The following is a 16942-nucleotide window of genomic DNA, read 5'->3' on the forward strand; positions in this document are numbered from 1 at the left end:
AATAGGAGGTTGTATGCTACTGGAAAACACCATGCCCGTGCTCCTCAGTCGTCTGGACTTTGCCTGGATCACGTCCATGCATATCCTCTGGACGCCGATGACCATCGGTATGTCCTGGCTGCTCTTCGCCCTGGAGATGGCCTGGCTCAAGACCGGTGACGAGCGCTGGTACAAGCTCAACCGCTTTTTCGAAAAGATCTTCATCATCAACTTCGGGGCCGGTGTGGCCACCGGTGTGACCATGGAGATGGCCTTCGGCATCCTCTACGGTCCCTTCTCCCAGGCCGTGGGGCCCTTCTTCGGCAACATCCTGGGCTTTGAGACCATCACCGCCTTCATGTACGAGGCTGGCTTCATCGGCCTCATGGTCTTCGGCTGGGGCAAGGTGAGCAAGGGCATGCACGCCTTTGCGACCTTCAACGTGGGCCTGTCCTCGACCCTGTCGGCCATGTGGATCCTGGTGGCCAACTCCTGGATGCAGAGTCCCAACGGTGTAGTCCTGAAGCATGGCCTGTTTCAGGTGACCAACTGGTGGCACGCCATTCTCAATGACAACTTCGTCTGGGGCTTTCCGCACATGTGGGTGGCCTGCTTGGAGCTGGCGCTGTTCGTCTTCGCGGCGGTCTCTTCCTGGTTCATCCTGAAGAACCGCAATGCCGACCTCTTCACCAAGTTGCTGAAACCCACGCTCCTGGCGCTGCTCATTGTCACGCCCATCCAGATCTTCATCGGTGATACCCTGGGGCGCGATGTGGCCATGACGCAGCCGACCTCCCTGGCGGCCATGGAAGGGCACTACCATACCTACCTGCCCAACGGTAAGGTCAATACGGGCTGGCACCTCATCGCTTTCCCCAACGCCAAGAACGATGGCAACAGCTTCGCCATCACCATTCCCCACGTCCTGAGTCTCTTGGAGACCCACACCTGGAACGGCAAGGTGACGGGCATGGACAGCTTCCCGGCCAAGGATCGCCCCGATGTCTGGGTACCCTTCTATGCCTTCCGGGCCATGGTGGCCATTGGCTTCTTCCTGTTCTTCGTGGCCCTGTGGGGCAACTGGCTGCGCCTGCGTGGGCAGTTCAACGCCCAGGCCCTGCGCAAGCATCCCTGGTTCTTGCGTTCCGTGGTGTTCTCGGGCTTCCTGCCCTATCTCGCCATCTGGTGCGGTTGGTGGACGCGTGAAATCGGTCGGCAGCCCTGGGTCGTCTACAACCTCATGCGCACCTATCAGGGCGTGAGCCACATGTCCGTGGGGCAGGAGATCTTCTGGTTCACGGGCTACATCGTCTTTGAGCTCGTCGTGTGGAGTGGCGCCTGGTACTTCTTCAGCCGCGTCATTCGCAAGGGTGCAGACGACATCGCGCCGTCGGAGTCCTTGTTCCACCATCCGGATGCGGGGGAGACCGATGCCGGTCGGGCAGGAGGCGGCTTTGCCAAGCCCACGTTTGCCAAGCCCACGATGGATAAGAGCCGCTAACCGCGGCGTGGGGCAGTTCCGGTCGGGAGGCATCGGTGAGGTGCCCCCGGCCACACCAGAATACGGAGGAATAGCAAATGGGAATTGCAGGTCAAGTGACGCATATCGTTTCTGCGCTGTCGACGTGGTGGTGGTTACTGCTCTGTCTGATGTTCCTGTTGTACATTGGTCTCGATGGGGCCGATCTGGGCGCCGGGATTTTCGCGCTCTTCTCCAAAGATGAGGAAGAGCGGGGCGCCATCATGGCCTCCATGGCCGGCTTTTGGGACGGTAACGAGACCTGGCTCGTGGTAGCCGGCGGGGTCCTTTTCGGCGCTTTTCCCTTGGTGTATGGATCGGCCTTCAACTACCTCATGATTCCGCTGGCGGTTGCCTTGTGGGCGATCATTTCCCGCGCCATTGCCTTTGAATTTCACGTGCACGCCATCGGCTCCAAGCGGTTTTGGGGATGGATGTTTGCCGGTGGTAGCCTGGTGGCTCCCTTTGGTGCTGGCGTGGCCCTGGGTGCTGCCTTGCAAGGCTTTCCTATGGCCCATGGTATGGCGCTCGAGTCGGTTCCCGGGGCCCATGCCAGCGCTTTCGATGCGGTACCGCACTTCTCGGGCAATGCGCTGAGTTTTCTGTCGCCCTTTTCGCTGTGGACCGGCGTTGGGGCTGTTGTCGCCGCAAGCCTCGCGGGTGGGCTCTATCTCTGCGCCCGATTCCTGCCTGGAGATCCCATTCACCAGCGGGCCAAAGCCTGGACCAGCGGGTTTTCGCTGGTGGCGCTCGCGGCAATCGCCGTAACGCTCATTTGGTCCTACGCCATCTTCCCCTGGGCGGCAGCCAAATGGACCGGTCCCGACTGGTGGTTTTGGCTTGCCTGGCTGGTGATCATCCTGGGGTTTGCCTACAAGTCCATGATGGCCCACGCAGAACAGCGCGACTTTACCGCACTGCTCTGGGGGGAAGGGGTGGTCGCCCAACTCTGGATTGCTCTGTGGGCGACGATGTACCCCTACATCGTGCCCGAAACCTGGACGATCCAGTCCGCAGCGAATCCAGCCAATTCCTTGGCCGTCTTTACCCTGTTTATGACCGGATTCGTCCCGGTGATGATCTTGTACAACTGGTATCAGATCTGGGTTTTCCGCGGGCGTTTCACCAAGAAGAGTGTGTACGGAGGGCACTGAAGGCTGGTGATCTGGTGGACAGTACCGGGCCGTTTTTCCCGGGGCTTCGGAACCCATGGGCTGTCCATCCGGTCGTAGCCTGAGCACACGACGACCCATGTGCACAATCCGTGCTCCCATCCTATCGTTGAGGTGACCCATGCAGTTGCCGTATTTTCGCTTCGATCCGCACAGCTTCATTCTGCGGGACTGGTTGGCGCTGGACCGAACCGTATTGGCGAATGAGCGGACCTTTTTGGCCTATACGCGTACGGCACTGACCTTGGTGCTTGCGGGCCTCACCTTCATTCGGTTTTTCGGTCCCGATTTTTGGGCGATTTTGGGCTACGCCGCCTTGACCGTGGGTGTGGCGTTGTGGCTGCTCGGGTTAAAACGCTATCGCACGATGCTGGAACATTACCGGGCGCTCCTCCCGGAAGAGGAGCGAGCCCTGAGCCCCGAATCCCAACGGCAGGGGATTTCGTGAACGAAACGGAGCAGCGGTCGTGGGTACGTGCGTGATATTCGAAATACGAAAGGCTACATTCTCAGATCGAATTGGCAATATGTAGTCATCTGCACCACAATGCAACCTATATGCAAAGGAGACGTAGTCGATGAGCGAAACGATCACCGTATTTGAGGACCATTCCAAACAACGGATCGAGTATTCGACGTGTTACATGTGTGCCTGTCGCTGTGGCATCAAGGTGACCGTAGAGAATAACAACATTCGTTTCATTCAGGGTAATCGTGAGCACCCAACGAACCGTGGGGTGCTCTGCGCAAAAGGTTCGGCGGGCATCATGAAGCAGAATTCGCCCGCCAAACTGCACCATCCCTTATTGCGCAAGCCGGGGACGGCCCGCGGTGCGGGTGAGTTCGTACCCATATCCTGGAATGAAGCTCTGGATATGCTGACCAAACGGTTGCAACATATTCGCTCCACCGATCCCAATCGTCTCGCTTTCTTCACCGGGCGCGATCAAATGCAGGCGCTCACCGGCTTGTGGGCACAGCAGTTTGGCACACTCAATTGGGCTGCGCACGGCGGATTCTGTTCCGTCAATATGGCCGCTGGCGGACTCTATATGATGCCGTTTGCGTTTTGGGAATTCGGGGATCCCGATTGGGACCGTACCAAATACTTCATGCTGTGGGGAGTGGCGGAAGATCACGCGTCCAATCCCATCAAAATCGCGTTGGAGGGGCTGAAGCGGCGCGGTGCCAAATTCGTTGCCGTCAATCCCGCACGCACCGGGTATCAGGCGATTGCCGACGAATGGGTCGCCATTCGCCCCGGTACCGACGGACTGCTCGCATTGTCCATGGTGCACGTACTCCTCAAGCACGAACTGTTCGATTGGGATTTCCTGATTCGCTATACGAACGCTCCGTTCCTGGTCATTCAGCATCCCGGTCACAGCGATGACGGGCTGTTCTGGCGTACCGAAAGCGGCGAGCCCTATGCCTGGGATATGTGCCAGAAAACGTTTGTGACCGGGACGGATGCGGGCATCGCGCCCTCGCTGTTGGGGGATTATCAAACCCCGGATGGGAAGACGGTCAAGACGGTCTTCTCCGTGCTCGCGGAGAAATATCTGGACGAAGCGTACGCGCCGGAGCGGGTTGCCGAGACCACGGGGGTTCCGGCGGAAACCATCGAACGGTTGGCGCTCGAGATGGCGCACGTGGCGTTCGAGGAGACGATCGAAATCGCCTGTGAGTGGACCGACTGGGCAGGGCGCAAGCACGATCGCTTCATCGGGCGTCCCGTCTCGATGTACGCCATGCGCGGTGTGTCGGCCCACTCCAACGGCTTTCAATCGGCTCGCGCCATTCACCTGCTTCAGATTCTATTGGGCACCATCGACTGCCCTGGGGGCTTCTGTGCGAAGCCGCCGTACCCCAAGCCTGTTCCGCCGCCCATCAAGCCTGCGCAGCACAGCGCGCCGAATACGCCGCTCAAATCCTCTCCCTTGGGCTATCCCACGGCACCCGAGGATCTCGTCATCGACGAACAGGGCCGTCCGAAGCGGATCGACAAGGCGTTTTCCTGGGAATCGCCATTGGCCATTCAAGGCCTCTTGCACATGGTGATCACCAACGCCCACAACTACGATCCCTATCGGATCGATACCTTGATGTTGTTCATGGCGAATATGGCCTGGAACAGCAGTATGAATACCGCAGAGATCCAGAAAATGCTGGTGGCGAAGGATCCGGAGGACGGGGAGTATCGCATTCCGTTCATTGTCGTATCGGATGCCTTCCATTCGGAGATGGTCAACTTTGCCGATCTCGTGTTGCCGGATACGACCTACCTCGAGCGGTACGATACGCTGTCGATGCTGGATCGTCCGATTTCCGAGACAGACGCTGTCTGCGACTCCATACGCCATCCTATCCTAGAGCCCAATCGGGATGTGCGTGCTTGGCAGGAGGTGTTGGTGGATCTCGCCGGGCGACTGGGTTTCCCGGCGTTCGTCAATGCCAAGGGTGAGCCGCGTTATAAGGGGTATAAGGACTTCATCGTGTACTACGAGAAGGAACCCGGTATCGGATTTCTTTCGGGGTGGCGGGGAGAGAAGGGGGACCAGCATCTGCGCGGTGCGCCCAATCCGAAGCAGTGGGAGGCCTACATCGAGCACAAAAGTTTCTTCCAGTATCACTTGCCGATGTCCCTACGCTACTTCCGCTCGGCGAACAAGGATTATCTCGAGTTTGCCGTAGAGGCCGGATATATCCCCGAGGCGAAGCCCATTCTGATCGAGCTCTACTCGGAGCCGCTGCAGAAATTCCGTCTGGCGGGGCTCGGTCTCTACGATGGTCCGCAGCCCAAGGATCCCGTGGACCGGGAGCGTTTGGCGACCTATTTCGATCCTCTGCCGATCTGGTACGAACCGCTGGAGCAGCAGCGAGTCGATGCCGAGGAGTATCCCTTCTTCGCCGTCAACCAGCGGCCGATGATGATGTACCACTCCTGGGACAGTCAGAATGCCTGGCTGCGGCAAATCATCGCGCAAAATTATCTGTACATGAATCGGGAGCGCGGTGAGCAGATGGGCATCAAAGACCAGTCCTGGGTTTGGGTGGAGAGTCACAACGGCAAGATCCGGGTGCAAGTGAAGTTGATCGAGGGGTGTCAACACAACACCGTGTGGACGTGGAATGCCATTGGTAAGCAATCGGGCGCCTGGGGCTTGACCCCCGATGCACCGGAAGCGACTCGGGGATTTTTGATGAACCACCTCATTTCGGAGCTCTTACCGGATAAGCAGGGAGAACGCCGACTGACGAACTCCGATCCCATCACGGGGCAGGCGGCGTGGTACGACCTGCGGGTGCGGGTCTATCCGGCAGCTCCGGGCGAGGAGGGGGTGTGGCCCACATTCCCGACCATCAAACCGCTGCCGGAGGAACCGAAACAGCCGGATCGGTTGCGTTATCACACCCACAATCCGGTCAACCTCAAATCCTGACCGGGATCTGAGGGACCCTGGCTCCCCAGAGGGGAGCTCGATGGAATCATGGAGGTTCGTATGCGATTGGGATTGGTTATCGATCTGGACACCTGCGTGGGCTGTCACGCCTGCGCGGTGGCCTGCAAGGAATGGAATACCAGTGGCACCACGGGTGCGCTCACGGACTACCAGCCCTACGGGGCCAAGCCCTCGGGCGTGTGGTTCAACCGCATTCGCCACTACGAGATCGGCGATTATCCCCACAATAAAACCATCAATTTCCCGATGTCGTGCATGCATTGCGAGAACGCGGAGTGCGTCACGGTGTGCCCGACGGGGGCGAGCTACAAGCGCGCCGAGGACGGCATCGTGCTGGTGGACCAGAGCAAATGCATGGGCTGCAATTACTGCTCCTGGGCTTGCCCCTACGGCGCCCGTGAGCTGGATCGCGCCTCCGGCACCATGAAAAAGTGCACCCTGTGCATCGATCGTATCTACGACATGGAGATCCCGGAAGAAGAGCGACAGCCAGCCTGTGTGCTGACCTGCCCGGCGCACGCCCGTATGTTCGGCGATTTTGACGATCCCGAAAGCCCGGTGAGCCGGGCCGTGCGCGAGCGCGGCGGCTATCAGCTCATGCCCGAACTGAACTACAACCCCAGCAATCATTACCTGCCGCCGCGGGTGCACGCGCCCATCGACACCGAACGCATGCGCCAAAAGGGCTTGCGAGCGGTGAAGGACTGGATCCATCGGGCGGTGGAACGTTAGTTCAGGAGCAATACTATGCATCCGGCACTGGCAGTTATTTTTCTTACCTTGTTTTCGGGTGGGGGCTTTGGGCTGATGGCACTAACCGCCATCGTCAACGATTTTCAGATCGACGGCGGACTCAATCCGTTACAGACCATGATCGCTTTGTTGGTGTCCTTGGCGTTCGTGAGTATCGGTCTGCTCTCCTCCACTGCGCACCTGGCCAATCCCAAGAATGCCTGGCGTGCCTTCACCCGCTGGCGAACGTCCTGGCTGGCGCGCGAGGGGGTGTTCGCGGTGGCCTATTATCCCTTTGCCATGCTCTACCTGATCTGGGTTTTTTTCACGGGGCATCCGGCCGCACTCCCGGGGCTGGTGCTCGCGAATATGGCGGCGTTGATCGGCCTGATCACCATCTTCTGCCAAGGCATGATCTATGCGGTACTGAGAACCATCCGGCAATGGAATACGCCGTTGGTCCCAGCCAACTTCTACCTGATGGGCCTGGCCATCGGTGCCACCATTTTGGTCGCCATCCGGTGGGCCACGGGTAACCCAGCGCCGGCGCTTCTGGGCACGGCCGCAGCGCTCTTGGTCCTTTCCGCGGTCTTCAAGGGAATTTACTACTTTTGGATCAGCCGTCCCGCTGGGCCTACGATTCGCACGGCAACGGGATTCAATCGCCTGAATGTCCGGATCCTGGATCCCGGGCATACCTTTGGGACCTTCCTCACGGAAGAGTTCGGACATACCCTCGCCCCGGCAAGCGCGCACCGTATCAAGGCCCTCATGTACACGATCGCCTATGGGGTTCCCCTGATTCTGCTGGCGACGGTCGCGCAGAGTAATGCGGCGATACTCGCCATCCTTGCGGCGGTACTGGTGGTAGGGGGGATTGGTATCGAGCGCTGGCTGTTCTTCGTCGAGGCCCAGCACGTGATCAACCTGTACCACGGACGGCAGCACTGTTGAGTCGCTTTAAGAGCCAGGAGAAACATCATGACTAGACGCATCACGCTTATAGGTGGCACGGGCTTTTTGGGCAAGCAGCTCTGTCGGGTACTCGCCGGCTCGGGCGATAGCGTTCTCGTCACCAGCCGCAACGTTGCGACACACCGCTCCGCCTTCGCCTCCTTTCCAGGAATTCAGCTCTGGCAAGTGGATCGATACGACGCGCTCACCCTGGCCGACCTGTGCCGTCGCTCCGACGTGATCGTGAATTTGGCCCACATCCACAAGGAGCAACACCGAAGCCGGATCGATCTGCCCCCGGCACGGCGGGGCGATTTTGAGGAGGTGTTCATCGAATTGCCGCGTCGACTGATCCATGCGGCAAGCGGTTGTGGTGGGCTGCATATCCTGCAGATCAGTTGCACCGGGGCGAGTCCGCTGTCGTCCTCGGGTAAACATCGTGCCCAGGGGTTGGGGGAGATCCTGATGGTGGAGGCGAGTCGAGACAGCCAGGCGCAGGGACATTTCACCTACCTCGACGGCCCCAAATTCGTGTGGGGCGATCGCCTGCACACCACGGTGTTACGCCTGCCCGATCTGAGTTCCGGCAATCTTGCGAGATTGGCCGGGGTGGTGGTGGATCGGCTCACGCCCCGATCCGAGGAGGTTGGGCGTATCCTCGAGGCTTCCCCAGAGGGTCGCGTGTCCGTGGTTTATCCCCGTACCTCGGCACAGCCGGTAGCCGCCCATGCGTAGGTTGCCGTACGACGACTTCAGTCGCGCGGAACTCATCTTGCGCGATTGGTTGGCCATGGATCGCACGGTGTTTGCGGGCACCCGGACCTTTCTCGGATATATCCGGGCAGTCGTTACGCTCGTGATCGCGACCACGATATTCGTGGCGGTTTTTCACCGGGAGGCCTGGGATGCGCTGGTGTATGTCGGCTTCCTGGTGGCGGCGGTACTGATGCTGGTGGGTGTCCTGCAGTACCGGGCGATTCGCCAGCACCATCGCGATCTGCAGGCGCTGGAACGCTGTGCAAAACTGGACGCATCCGAACGATGACGGCGAGCACTCACCGGTTTCGGCACCTGGATCGGCATCGGTGGCACATGCACCGCTATCCGGCCACGAAGCTCGTCCTGCGGGACTGGCTGGCGGCGGATCGCACCGCGGCCGGCAACCGGAGGACTTTCTACTCCTATTTACGCACGACGCTGGATTTCAACATCGCCGGGTTGGTGCTGATCCGCTTTTACGGGTACGGCTGGATCATCGTCCTGGGGGTGTGTTTTTTAGCGGCATCGGTGTTCTTGGCCGCTTACGCCGTGCATCGCTTTTTTACGGTGCGCCGACACTATTTTCAATTCCAGCGGGAATTTGCCAACGCTTTTCCCGCATGTCTGGTGCGAGTGGATCATTCGGTCCAAGCTCAGAAGTAGTCACACAGGAGATTAGGCCATGCAGCATATCGATCACGCGCGTGCGGTAGAACGGGCCCGTGCCCTGAACTTGCACAGTCCCCTCGATGCCGCGTTTCTCGCCATTATGGAGCAGATAAGCCCAGTGAAGCCGCTGACCCTCGATGCGGCCGTGGCGGCGCTGGACAACGATCAGATCCTCGAATACGCCGCTTTTCTCTTTCAGAGCCGAACGCACGAGGATCTCGAGCGGCCTTGTCGCAGCCAACCCCCGAGCGCCGAGAGCGAGCGGGAGTGGCTGCTGACCGAGGATCAGGCGTGCCTCGCCCGGAAGATTGCTGCGGTGGCCAGCGACCTCGACAGCTAATCCCGTCGTCCGTCACCGTGGTGCCCGATAGACCACATGGGGTGGTCAAAGGAGAAGTTGTGGCCTACTTTCGCATTCCAGAAGAGACCTCCCTTCTGGTCGATACGGTACTGACGCACTTTCAGCGCACGGCCGCCGAGGACACGCGGGTCGTTCTGATCTGCGTGGACGATGGTGTGCAGGTTGTCTGTGGGCAATCGCAAATCCGTCGCCTGGGAAACAGTACCTGGGACCACGTGCTCGCCGTCTACGATCGCGCCGTCCCCATCGAGTTCGTATGGGAGGATCTCGTGTACTTTCAGCAGCACCGGGAGCAGCGTGCACCGGCCAGCTCCAAGTCGCGCACGCCGGCTACCGAGTCGGCCAGGGTGTTGGTGCATCCATGAGTTCCCTTCTGCGCGATGGCGTCGGCCGCTCCATCACCTATCTGCGGCTATCCCTTACCGAGCATTGCAATTTCGCCTGTCGCTATTGCAGCCCCGAGGAGGGTAGCCCCTATTTTGCCGGCGCGGACCACCTGACACTCACCGAGTACGGACGACTACTCGCGATATTCGGCGGGCTCGGCGTTCAGCACGTAAGACTGACCGGCGGAGAACCCCTGATCTATCCCCGTCTGGCTGGCTTGCTGGAAATGCTTCCGACCTTGGCCATTCCCCAATGGAGTGTGAGTACCAACGGGGTCCTTTTGCCGCGGTGGGCGACGCCGTTGCGGGAGGCGGGCGTGCGCAAGGTCAATATCAGTCTCGACACCCTGGATCCGCAGCGCTTTGCCTGGTTGACCCGTGGCGGATCCTTGGCGAAGGCCTTGCACGGCATCGAGGCCGCTCTGGACGCTGGCTTTGATTCCGTGGCTATCAACGTCGTTCTGCTGGACGCACACAGTGTGACAGAATCGACCCGCATGGTGGAAACCTTTGTACCTCAGGGAGCGCAGGTACGTTTTATCGAGACGATGCCACTCGGGCCCGCCGGGGTCGCGGCAATCCACGCCGATTCGCCTTCCGTCGACGCGGTGCGCGAAGCGCTGGAAAACCGGTGGGGGGCACTCGAACCCGCACCCTCTCCAGACCATCACGGTCCAGCCACGTTCTATCGTTTGCGCCAGTGGCCTGGGATGGTGGGCTTCATCGCTCCGTGGAGCGCCGTGTTTTGCGATACCTGTAATCGCGTGCGGCTGACTGCCTCGGGACGCTTGCACTACTGTCTGGGGCAGGAGCGGGGTTTGGACCTGCGCGCCTTGCTGCGGTCCGGTGCCCAGGACGCGACCATCGCTCATGCGATTGCGGTGGGAATCGCCGCGGACAAACCGCAGCGGCACCACTTCCACGAAGACCTTCGACCCTCGCGCGCCGTGTACATGATGCAGCTTGGTGGCTGAAATCCATGGTGTTGGGCCTATTGAGGACGTGGTATCTCGCGTCCTCTTTTTTTAGCGGGGACGCTGCGTTGACGGCGATACGGAAAGGGTACAGCACATGAGCGTCGATTGGCCCTTGATCCTGGTGGTCATGGGGATCGCCAGCATCATCCTCATCGGTTTTGTGGTCTTCCTGCGGGTGGAGGCGCGCGGCCACCGCGGGCGGGAAAAGGCCCTGCTGATCTGGATCGAGGGGATTAGCGCTGGCCTATTTTTGGGGTTGATCGGGCTGTCCATTTGGGTGCTCGGTCATACCGCCTTGCTGTGATTGGAACGACAGGATAATACGAATGGAACACTTGGATCCCGAACTGCTGCTTACGTGGGCTAAGGTGGCGCGAGCCGGAAACCTCAAAGCCGTCAGTCAGCAACTCTTCATCTCCCAACCCGCGTTGTCGCACCAGATGCGCAAGCTACAGGACTGGTTTGAGGAGCCCTTATATCAGCGCACGACCCATGGGATCGAGCCGACCGTCATTGGACGAAGACTGCAACGGATCGGTGAACAGATCGAAGCCCTGATCCAGGAGGCGCGCCTGCTGCGTCAGCATACCCACGATCTGATCCTGGGAAATCTCAAGATCCTCGCAAGCCAAACGAACGCCGAGTTCATTCTGCCTCGCCTCATCAGCGCGTTTCATGAGGCCTATCCTGCCGTGAACGTGGAGTTGACGACGGTCAATAGCCGCGAAGCATGGGCGAACCGGGCCGAAGCCGATCTGGTGTTCTTAGAAAACTCGCAGAACGTCTTGAAGCCACCGGCCGAGTGGCAACAAGACCATCTGATCGAGACCGAGATCGTCCTGATCGCGCGACCGGATCATCCCCTCGCGCAGCAGGATGTGGTGGCATTGGACGTTCTGCGCGAAGAGACGATTGTTTGGAGAGAGGAGGGGTCGGGCATACGCGAACACGCCCTGAATGCTCTGCACCAGCAAGGGATCTTCCCCGAGGTGCACTACGCACTCAGCGGCCTGTCCGCAGTTCGCGATGCCGTACGGTACGGTTTGGGAGTCGCCTTTGCGTCGGCTCTGGTCTCCCCGCATCAGCAGCAGGATCTTGCCGTCATCCGCCTCTGTCCGGCTATTCCCCATACCTTGAGCATGGTCTATCGCACCCCCGGAAGTACTGCCTTGGAAGCCTTTGTCCATAAAACTCACGAACTGCTGATGGGCTATAAATCGGCCTAGCTGAGCCAAAAGCCCGGATGACGAAAGAAACACGCTGGCCCTGGGGCGGAACGGCACGACAGATATTCGCGCAGAGAATGGCGAGTTTCAATCTTAGCATTTGTCGGCCACGCGAAAAGAGTCTAGTGTTCATTTCGGTATCTTAACCATCGGAATGCACGCTTGGAGGCTATCGTGAAATCGCTTATCGCCGTTGCCGCACTACTTACCGTCAGCTCTGTTGCCTATGCGGACATTACCACCAGTCCAACCATGCCGTATGGTGGACCCATCGGTCAAGACCAAAAACAGGTCAGTTTAAGCTAGTGCTGGCGTCCTCATTCGCAGCGGATTGGCGCTGCCCCACGACCTCCTCGATGACCTTTCGGTCCGCTTTTGGATACTTGTCCACAATACAGGCACCACCGCCCTGCCCAGTCCGATAGACGAGATCGGGAGTGGCGTAGCCCAGCGATTGATGGGGGCGAAGGGTATTGTAGTGCTCGAAATACTCGGTAAGCCCTATCAACAACTCCGGCACACCCGCGTAGGCCTTCAGGTAGATGTCCTCGTACTTCACGGATCGCGCTCCACAAAGACATTGTCCAAGGCTCGGCCACGCCCGTCCATGCTGATCCTCACATCGTGGGCCTTGAGCACGCCGACGAAGGCCTCGCTGGTGAACTGGCTGCCTTGATCCGAATTGAAGATCTCCGGGGCTCCGTAACGCTGTAGCGCTTCTTCCAGGCAATCGACACAAAAGGCCGTGTCCATCGTGTTGCTGATTCTCCAGCTCAAGACCTTGCGGCTATACCAGTCCATGATGGCGACCAGGTAGACAAACCCCTGCTTCAGCCGAACGTACGTGATATCCGTGCTCCACACCTGCCCAGGCCGCTCAATCACTAAGCCCCGCAGCAGGTAGGGATAGACCTTGTGCTCGGGGTGTGGCGTGCTGGTATGTGGCCCTGGCGCCATGCCCGCGAGACCCATCTGGCGCATCAACCGCTGCACCCGCTTGCGATTGACCAGGAAGCCCAGGTTCCGCAAGCAGACCGTCATCCTGCGGCTCCCAAAATAGGGGGTCTCCGTATACAAGGCATCGATGGCGTTCATGAGCTCAACATCCTCCGCGTTGGGCTTCACCGCTTTACGCTGAGCATAAATCGTGGCCCTGGCCACCCCAGCCAACTCACATTGCCGACGCAATGAGATCTGGCCGTGCCGCGCAATCCAGCCCCTACGCACCCCTACTGGGAAAGCCCCGACTTTTTTTGAGCCAGTCCAGCTCAACCTTGAGACGCCCGATCTCGCTATACAGATGCTCTGGGTCACTCTGAGCATCCACGCGCCGCGGTCCCCGCTTGCCGTCAAACAGCGAGCCCGCCTGTTCCTGGATGTGGTGGCCAGGCATTCAGACATAATTTCTTTTGGATAGAGAGGTCCACTACAGGAGTGTAGCGAGCGGCTGCTTACGCTGCAAACCACCCATTCATGCACCAGAGCGTACTGTCAATGCAGCGTGATTATATTCCCATTTGCAGGTCTGTCGATGACTACGGTGAAGTTCAGCCGTTCCAGAACCTGCCGGAGTTTGTCCACGAGGTGATCGCGTGGCACTTGAGCGGCCTCGTAAGCCAGACCGCAGAGCAAATGCTGGGCTCGCCCCTGGGGTTGGATGAAAACATGGAGGGTAGCATCCGCCCCCTCCTTCACCTGGATCTGGCAACCCTCAGCACCCACCCCCGACTCTTCGACCCAATGCTTTGCCGCGGACACAGCCGCAAGGATCATCTCCATCGTGCGTCCTTCTACCGAATCGGGCTCGGCAATATCTCGTTCCAGGAACCATCGCAACGGGGCACAGGCGTCCATGGTATTTGGGGGCCATCCAAGCGCCTCGGACTGCGCGCGAATCAATGTGTCGGGATGGGGCCAAATCGGTATATGTCCCATCGGAAACTCCAATCGCCCGACCAGCAGGTAGACGGTTGGCGTTGTCGTGCGGCCATAGTTCCAGGTATATGGCTCTCTAGCACCCGGGGTATTGAACGTCCAGAGCTGCAAAGGGCTGGCATCCCGTAGCACATATATCGACTGTGGCTTCTGTACCCAGTAGACCTTACCGCCCCGGGGGAGGATCTCCTGTTCTCTGAGCACCCGCGTAAGGGCCTTGCGGTCTGCTCCCCGGCACTCCCCGGTCCAGGGAGCGAGGAAGGGAACGGCGATCAAAAGGCTTTGATAGTCATCTTCGTAATTTTTCGTGCAGGCCATATCCAGAGCGCGGTCCCAGAGAAATTCCCAGATCGCTCTAAGGCCTTCGGCACGGAGCGTTTCGAATACCGTCGTAAAGGCGTGACTGTCCTGATCGACAAGCACCTCATAAAGCCAGTCCAACAAACGGGAAATGTCTGGGCCGGGTTCCAGATTGTCGGACACCGCGTGTGCCAAGGGCATCAGCTCGCCCAATAGTGCTTCCATGCGGGCACTGCGTTTTTTCATGGCAGACTCCCAATATCCGCTCGCCTTACAGGGCGATACGTGGTAGCGGAATCCAGGAAACACATCCCGATTTTCATCTCAGGGCCGGTCCACGGTACGCGATCTGGTCAGACCGCTCATTTTTTGGGATGCCCATGTGCCCTTGTACCCGTTCCAGTGTTAGCATGCGCCTACGATACTCCGGGTGCCGCTGTTGCTAAAGTTCCTGATTCAGCACCAGTGATGCCAATCCCATTTTTCCGCTTTTCTTGATCCAGCCCGAGAGCCATTCGCTCAGCCACTCAAGGGTCTACTGGCTCTCCGGGCACAACCACACTTCGGCACATCCTCCGGGAATCCGCTGCAGGGCTTCGATGTCTTCCGCAATGCTTGCGGCGCTTTCCGGACGAAGGTTCAATCACCGCTTCCCAGGCGCAAGAACCAGAATTCCTGGAACCACAGGAGCCATCGCCCCATAGCTTATACGTGGTCGCGAAGGCTTTCGCCAGTTCTCGTGACGCCTTGCCCGACAGTTGGCGCCCGGGTCATGGCCGCGCCACGAGGAGTAATCCCATCCCTTTCAGAAAAGGGTTATGCCCGGTCTGTTGCCTCGGGCGTCTTTGGCTCCAGATTTTAGCCGAGTTTTCCTATGCCTATCCGTCCCGCGCATCCTTCCAGCCTCCGAGGAACTGTTTCCCCGAAATCGCATCGCCTATTTCTCCAGCACCCCCCCACCCGGTGGTAACAGGACTGCTGGCATCAAGTCTACGCCCCTAGAGGGCACCAGGGTCAACTGCTCGAAGGTAACGTGCCCGAGGGAAGGATGTCAAAATACACGGACGCCACACTGGCGCTCGAGGCCACGGCATCGGTCGAGATAGACGCCGCGATTACCATTTTTTAGCGATCTTCTGATCTTGCCGCTGCGGGTTCCAAGCGACCTTACAGGCGGGCGTTCAATTGTGTGTGCCAGCTTACCAGCGCTCCGGATTTTTGTCTTTGCCGCCTCAGAGAGCGCACGCCACAGGGTATGGTCTTCTCCTTGGTAACGCTGATCTTGGTCTCAAGGGGAATCCGGATGTGACGATGCCCCTGGTTGTACCGAGCGAAAGTTCCATCACGCTTTACGGGGCCGGACGAAGTGGGAGCACAAAGTAAAGCGTCGCGGTCCGGATGAGCGCACCCAATACTATCGCGGAAGGGCGACGGTCCCCCATAATGTTTTTCTTCGAAAGGCATATTTGCAAAAAGCCAAAGTGGGTTTATCCTGACCTTTTTGCCAAAGAAAAGGATGGTTATGCAAATGGAAAGGAAGCGTCATCGCCGGACAGCGGAAGAACGGTTGGCGGACCTGGAAGCCAAACGCCAGCAGACGGAAGCAAAGCTGCGTGAGCAGTTGGCGAAAATCGACGAACAGAAGCGGCGTTTGGCCCAGAGCCCCGCTGTGCGCAAAACGCAGGTGGAAAACCAGAAGCGTTTTGAGCGCGCGGTGCAGAAACTGGCACCGGACCTGGATCACCGGCATTTCATCGCCATCATTGCCGATGCCGTGGATGGTGGTTTCGACGCCGATGCGCTGGCTGAGAGGGGCGAGGCGCTGTTGGCCGAGCACGGCAAGTCCCGGCGTGGTCGTCGGCCCCGTTCGGCGGTAGGATTGTAGCGCAGTTTTTGGGAACCCGGGCGTAAGCACGATATGCCCCCTTCGGGGGGAGAGCTAGGCCGGATCGAGTGCAGACGTCGTGCCAGATCGATCCCTGTGGGTTCCTCCTATTTTTGGCTTTCTGAAATTTGAAGAGGCGATCATGGATATTCAGACAGTCGATCAGCAGTACCAGCAGTTGCAGCAAGAAGCCCAGGGCGTCATGCAGAGTTTGCAGACGCTGGCTGGCAAGCTCAAGGCCGCCGCTGACGGGGGTAACCAGGATGCTCGGGAGTGGCTCTTGGATCTCAAGGAGCTTGCGCTCAACGTCCAGCAGGAGCAGCAGCAGGTGATGGCGGTGATGCAGGCGCTGCATCAGGCCATGCAGAATGCGCAGAGCCAGTGGCAGCCCGGCTATCCGCAGACACCGCAACCGCAGGGATATGGCCAGTCTGGTATGCAGACGAGGCAGGGGGGTGGTTTCCTGTCGAACTTCCTGAATTCCGGCTTTGGCCGCGCCATCGAGCTGGGGGCGGGTTTTGGTATTGGGGATGACCTGATCAACAGTATTTTCTAGGTGAGCTGTCGTTTCACGGAATACGTTTTCTCAGTAAGGTGTCCTGGCTGTCGGTCAGCGTGGAAAAA

The 16942-nt window shown here is 59.2% G+C and carries 17 protein-coding genes and 1 pseudogene; 16 read left to right on the forward strand and 2 right to left on the reverse strand.

Annotated features, from left to right (window positions below):
- The first annotated feature begins 13 nt into the window (after window positions 1-13).
- From ACAty_RS06735 to ACAty_RS06800, 14 genes are all read left to right on the forward strand, one after another.
- Window positions 14-1480 carry a cytochrome ubiquinol oxidase subunit I gene (locus ACAty_RS06735; protein WP_004872144.1) on the forward strand — a complete coding sequence of 489 codons (1467 nt, stop codon included), beginning with the start codon at window positions 14-16 and terminating at the stop codon, window positions 1478-1480.
- Window positions 1481-1629: 149 nt separating this feature from the next.
- Complete coding sequence (locus tag ACAty_RS06740) at window positions 1630-2652, forward strand: cytochrome d ubiquinol oxidase subunit II (RefSeq protein ID WP_004872147.1); 1023 nt, start codon at window positions 1630-1632, stop codon at window positions 2650-2652.
- A 139-nt stretch (window positions 2653-2791) separates the two neighbouring features.
- Window positions 2792-3118, forward strand: coding sequence for a DUF202 domain-containing protein (locus ACAty_RS06745; RefSeq protein ID WP_004872149.1), 327 nt, complete (start codon window positions 2792-2794; stop codon window positions 3116-3118).
- Between the two features lie 130 nt (window positions 3119-3248).
- Window positions 3249-6113, forward strand: coding sequence for a molybdopterin oxidoreductase family protein (locus ACAty_RS06750; RefSeq protein ID WP_038471816.1), 2865 nt, complete (start codon window positions 3249-3251; stop codon window positions 6111-6113).
- A gap of 60 nt (window positions 6114-6173) precedes the next feature.
- A complete protein-coding gene (locus ACAty_RS06755) occupies window positions 6174-6866 on the forward strand; it encodes a 4Fe-4S dicluster domain-containing protein (protein ID WP_004872152.1) in 693 nt (230 codons plus the stop codon).
- A 15-nt stretch (window positions 6867-6881) separates the two neighbouring features.
- The gene (locus tag ACAty_RS06760) at window positions 6882-7820 is read left to right on the forward strand and encodes a dimethyl sulfoxide reductase anchor subunit family protein (protein WP_004872154.1); all 939 of its coding nucleotides are present in this window, start codon (window positions 6882-6884) and stop codon (window positions 7818-7820) included.
- A 27-nt stretch (window positions 7821-7847) separates the two neighbouring features.
- The gene (locus ACAty_RS06765; protein WP_014002960.1) at window positions 7848-8555 is read left to right on the forward strand and encodes an NAD-dependent epimerase/dehydratase family protein; all 708 of its coding nucleotides are present in this window, start codon (window positions 7848-7850) and stop codon (window positions 8553-8555) included.
- Window positions 8548-8865 (forward strand): hypothetical protein, encoded by a 318-nt coding sequence (locus ACAty_RS06770; protein ID WP_038471818.1) that lies wholly within the window; start codon window positions 8548-8550, stop codon window positions 8863-8865. Before ACAty_RS06765 ends, ACAty_RS06770 begins: the two co-directional genes overlap by 8 nt.
- On the forward strand, window positions 8862-9242 hold the full coding sequence (locus ACAty_RS06775) for a DUF202 domain-containing protein (protein WP_226047551.1): 381 nt from the start codon (window positions 8862-8864) through the stop codon (window positions 9240-9242). Before ACAty_RS06770 ends, ACAty_RS06775 begins: the two co-directional genes overlap by 4 nt.
- A 19-nt stretch (window positions 9243-9261) precedes the next feature.
- The gene (locus ACAty_RS06780) at window positions 9262-9588 is read left to right on the forward strand and encodes a hypothetical protein (protein ID WP_004872163.1); all 327 of its coding nucleotides are present in this window, start codon (window positions 9262-9264) and stop codon (window positions 9586-9588) included.
- 59 nt (window positions 9589-9647) lie between these two features.
- Window positions 9648-9974 (forward strand): hypothetical protein, encoded by a 327-nt coding sequence (locus ACAty_RS06785; protein ID WP_004872164.1) that lies wholly within the window; start codon window positions 9648-9650, stop codon window positions 9972-9974.
- Window positions 9971-10969, forward strand: a complete 999-nt coding sequence (gene moaA / locus ACAty_RS06790) for a GTP 3',8-cyclase MoaA (protein WP_004872166.1) — start codon at window positions 9971-9973, stop codon at window positions 10967-10969. Before ACAty_RS06785 ends, moaA begins: the two co-directional genes overlap by 4 nt.
- Before the next feature lie 97 nt (window positions 10970-11066).
- Entirely contained in the window at window positions 11067-11276 is a 210-nt protein-coding gene (locus ACAty_RS06795) for a hypothetical protein (RefSeq protein WP_004868279.1), read from the forward strand.
- 22 nt (window positions 11277-11298) lie between these two features.
- A complete protein-coding gene (locus tag ACAty_RS06800) occupies window positions 11299-12198 on the forward strand; it encodes a LysR family transcriptional regulator (RefSeq protein WP_004872168.1) in 900 nt (299 codons plus the stop codon).
- A gap of 292 nt (window positions 12199-12490) precedes the next feature.
- On the opposite strand, the pseudogene ACAty_RS15240 reads toward ACAty_RS06800, so the two are convergent.
- Window positions 12491-13576, reverse strand: a pseudogene (locus ACAty_RS15240) (IS3 family transposase); the annotation flags it as partial.
- A 113-nt stretch (window positions 13577-13689) separates the two neighbouring features.
- Window positions 13690-14679 (reverse strand): hypothetical protein, encoded by a 990-nt coding sequence (locus ACAty_RS06810; protein WP_014002967.1) that lies wholly within the window; start codon window positions 14677-14679, stop codon window positions 13690-13692.
- A gap of 1276 nt (window positions 14680-15955) precedes the next feature.
- On the opposite strand from ACAty_RS06810, the gene ACAty_RS06815 reads away from it, so the two are divergent.
- Entirely contained in the window at window positions 15956-16318 is a 363-nt protein-coding gene (locus tag ACAty_RS06815) for a hypothetical protein (protein ID WP_014002968.1), read from the forward strand.
- 142 nt (window positions 16319-16460) lie between these two features.
- Window positions 16461-16874, forward strand: coding sequence for a hypothetical protein (locus ACAty_RS06820; RefSeq protein ID WP_004872175.1), 414 nt, complete (start codon window positions 16461-16463; stop codon window positions 16872-16874).
- The last annotated feature ends 68 nt before the right edge of the window (window positions 16875-16942 follow it).

The sequence above is a fragment of the Acidithiobacillus caldus ATCC 51756 genome, from assembly GCF_000175575.2.
Taxonomy (GTDB): Bacteria; Pseudomonadota; Gammaproteobacteria; order Acidithiobacillales; family Acidithiobacillaceae; genus Acidithiobacillus_A; species Acidithiobacillus_A caldus.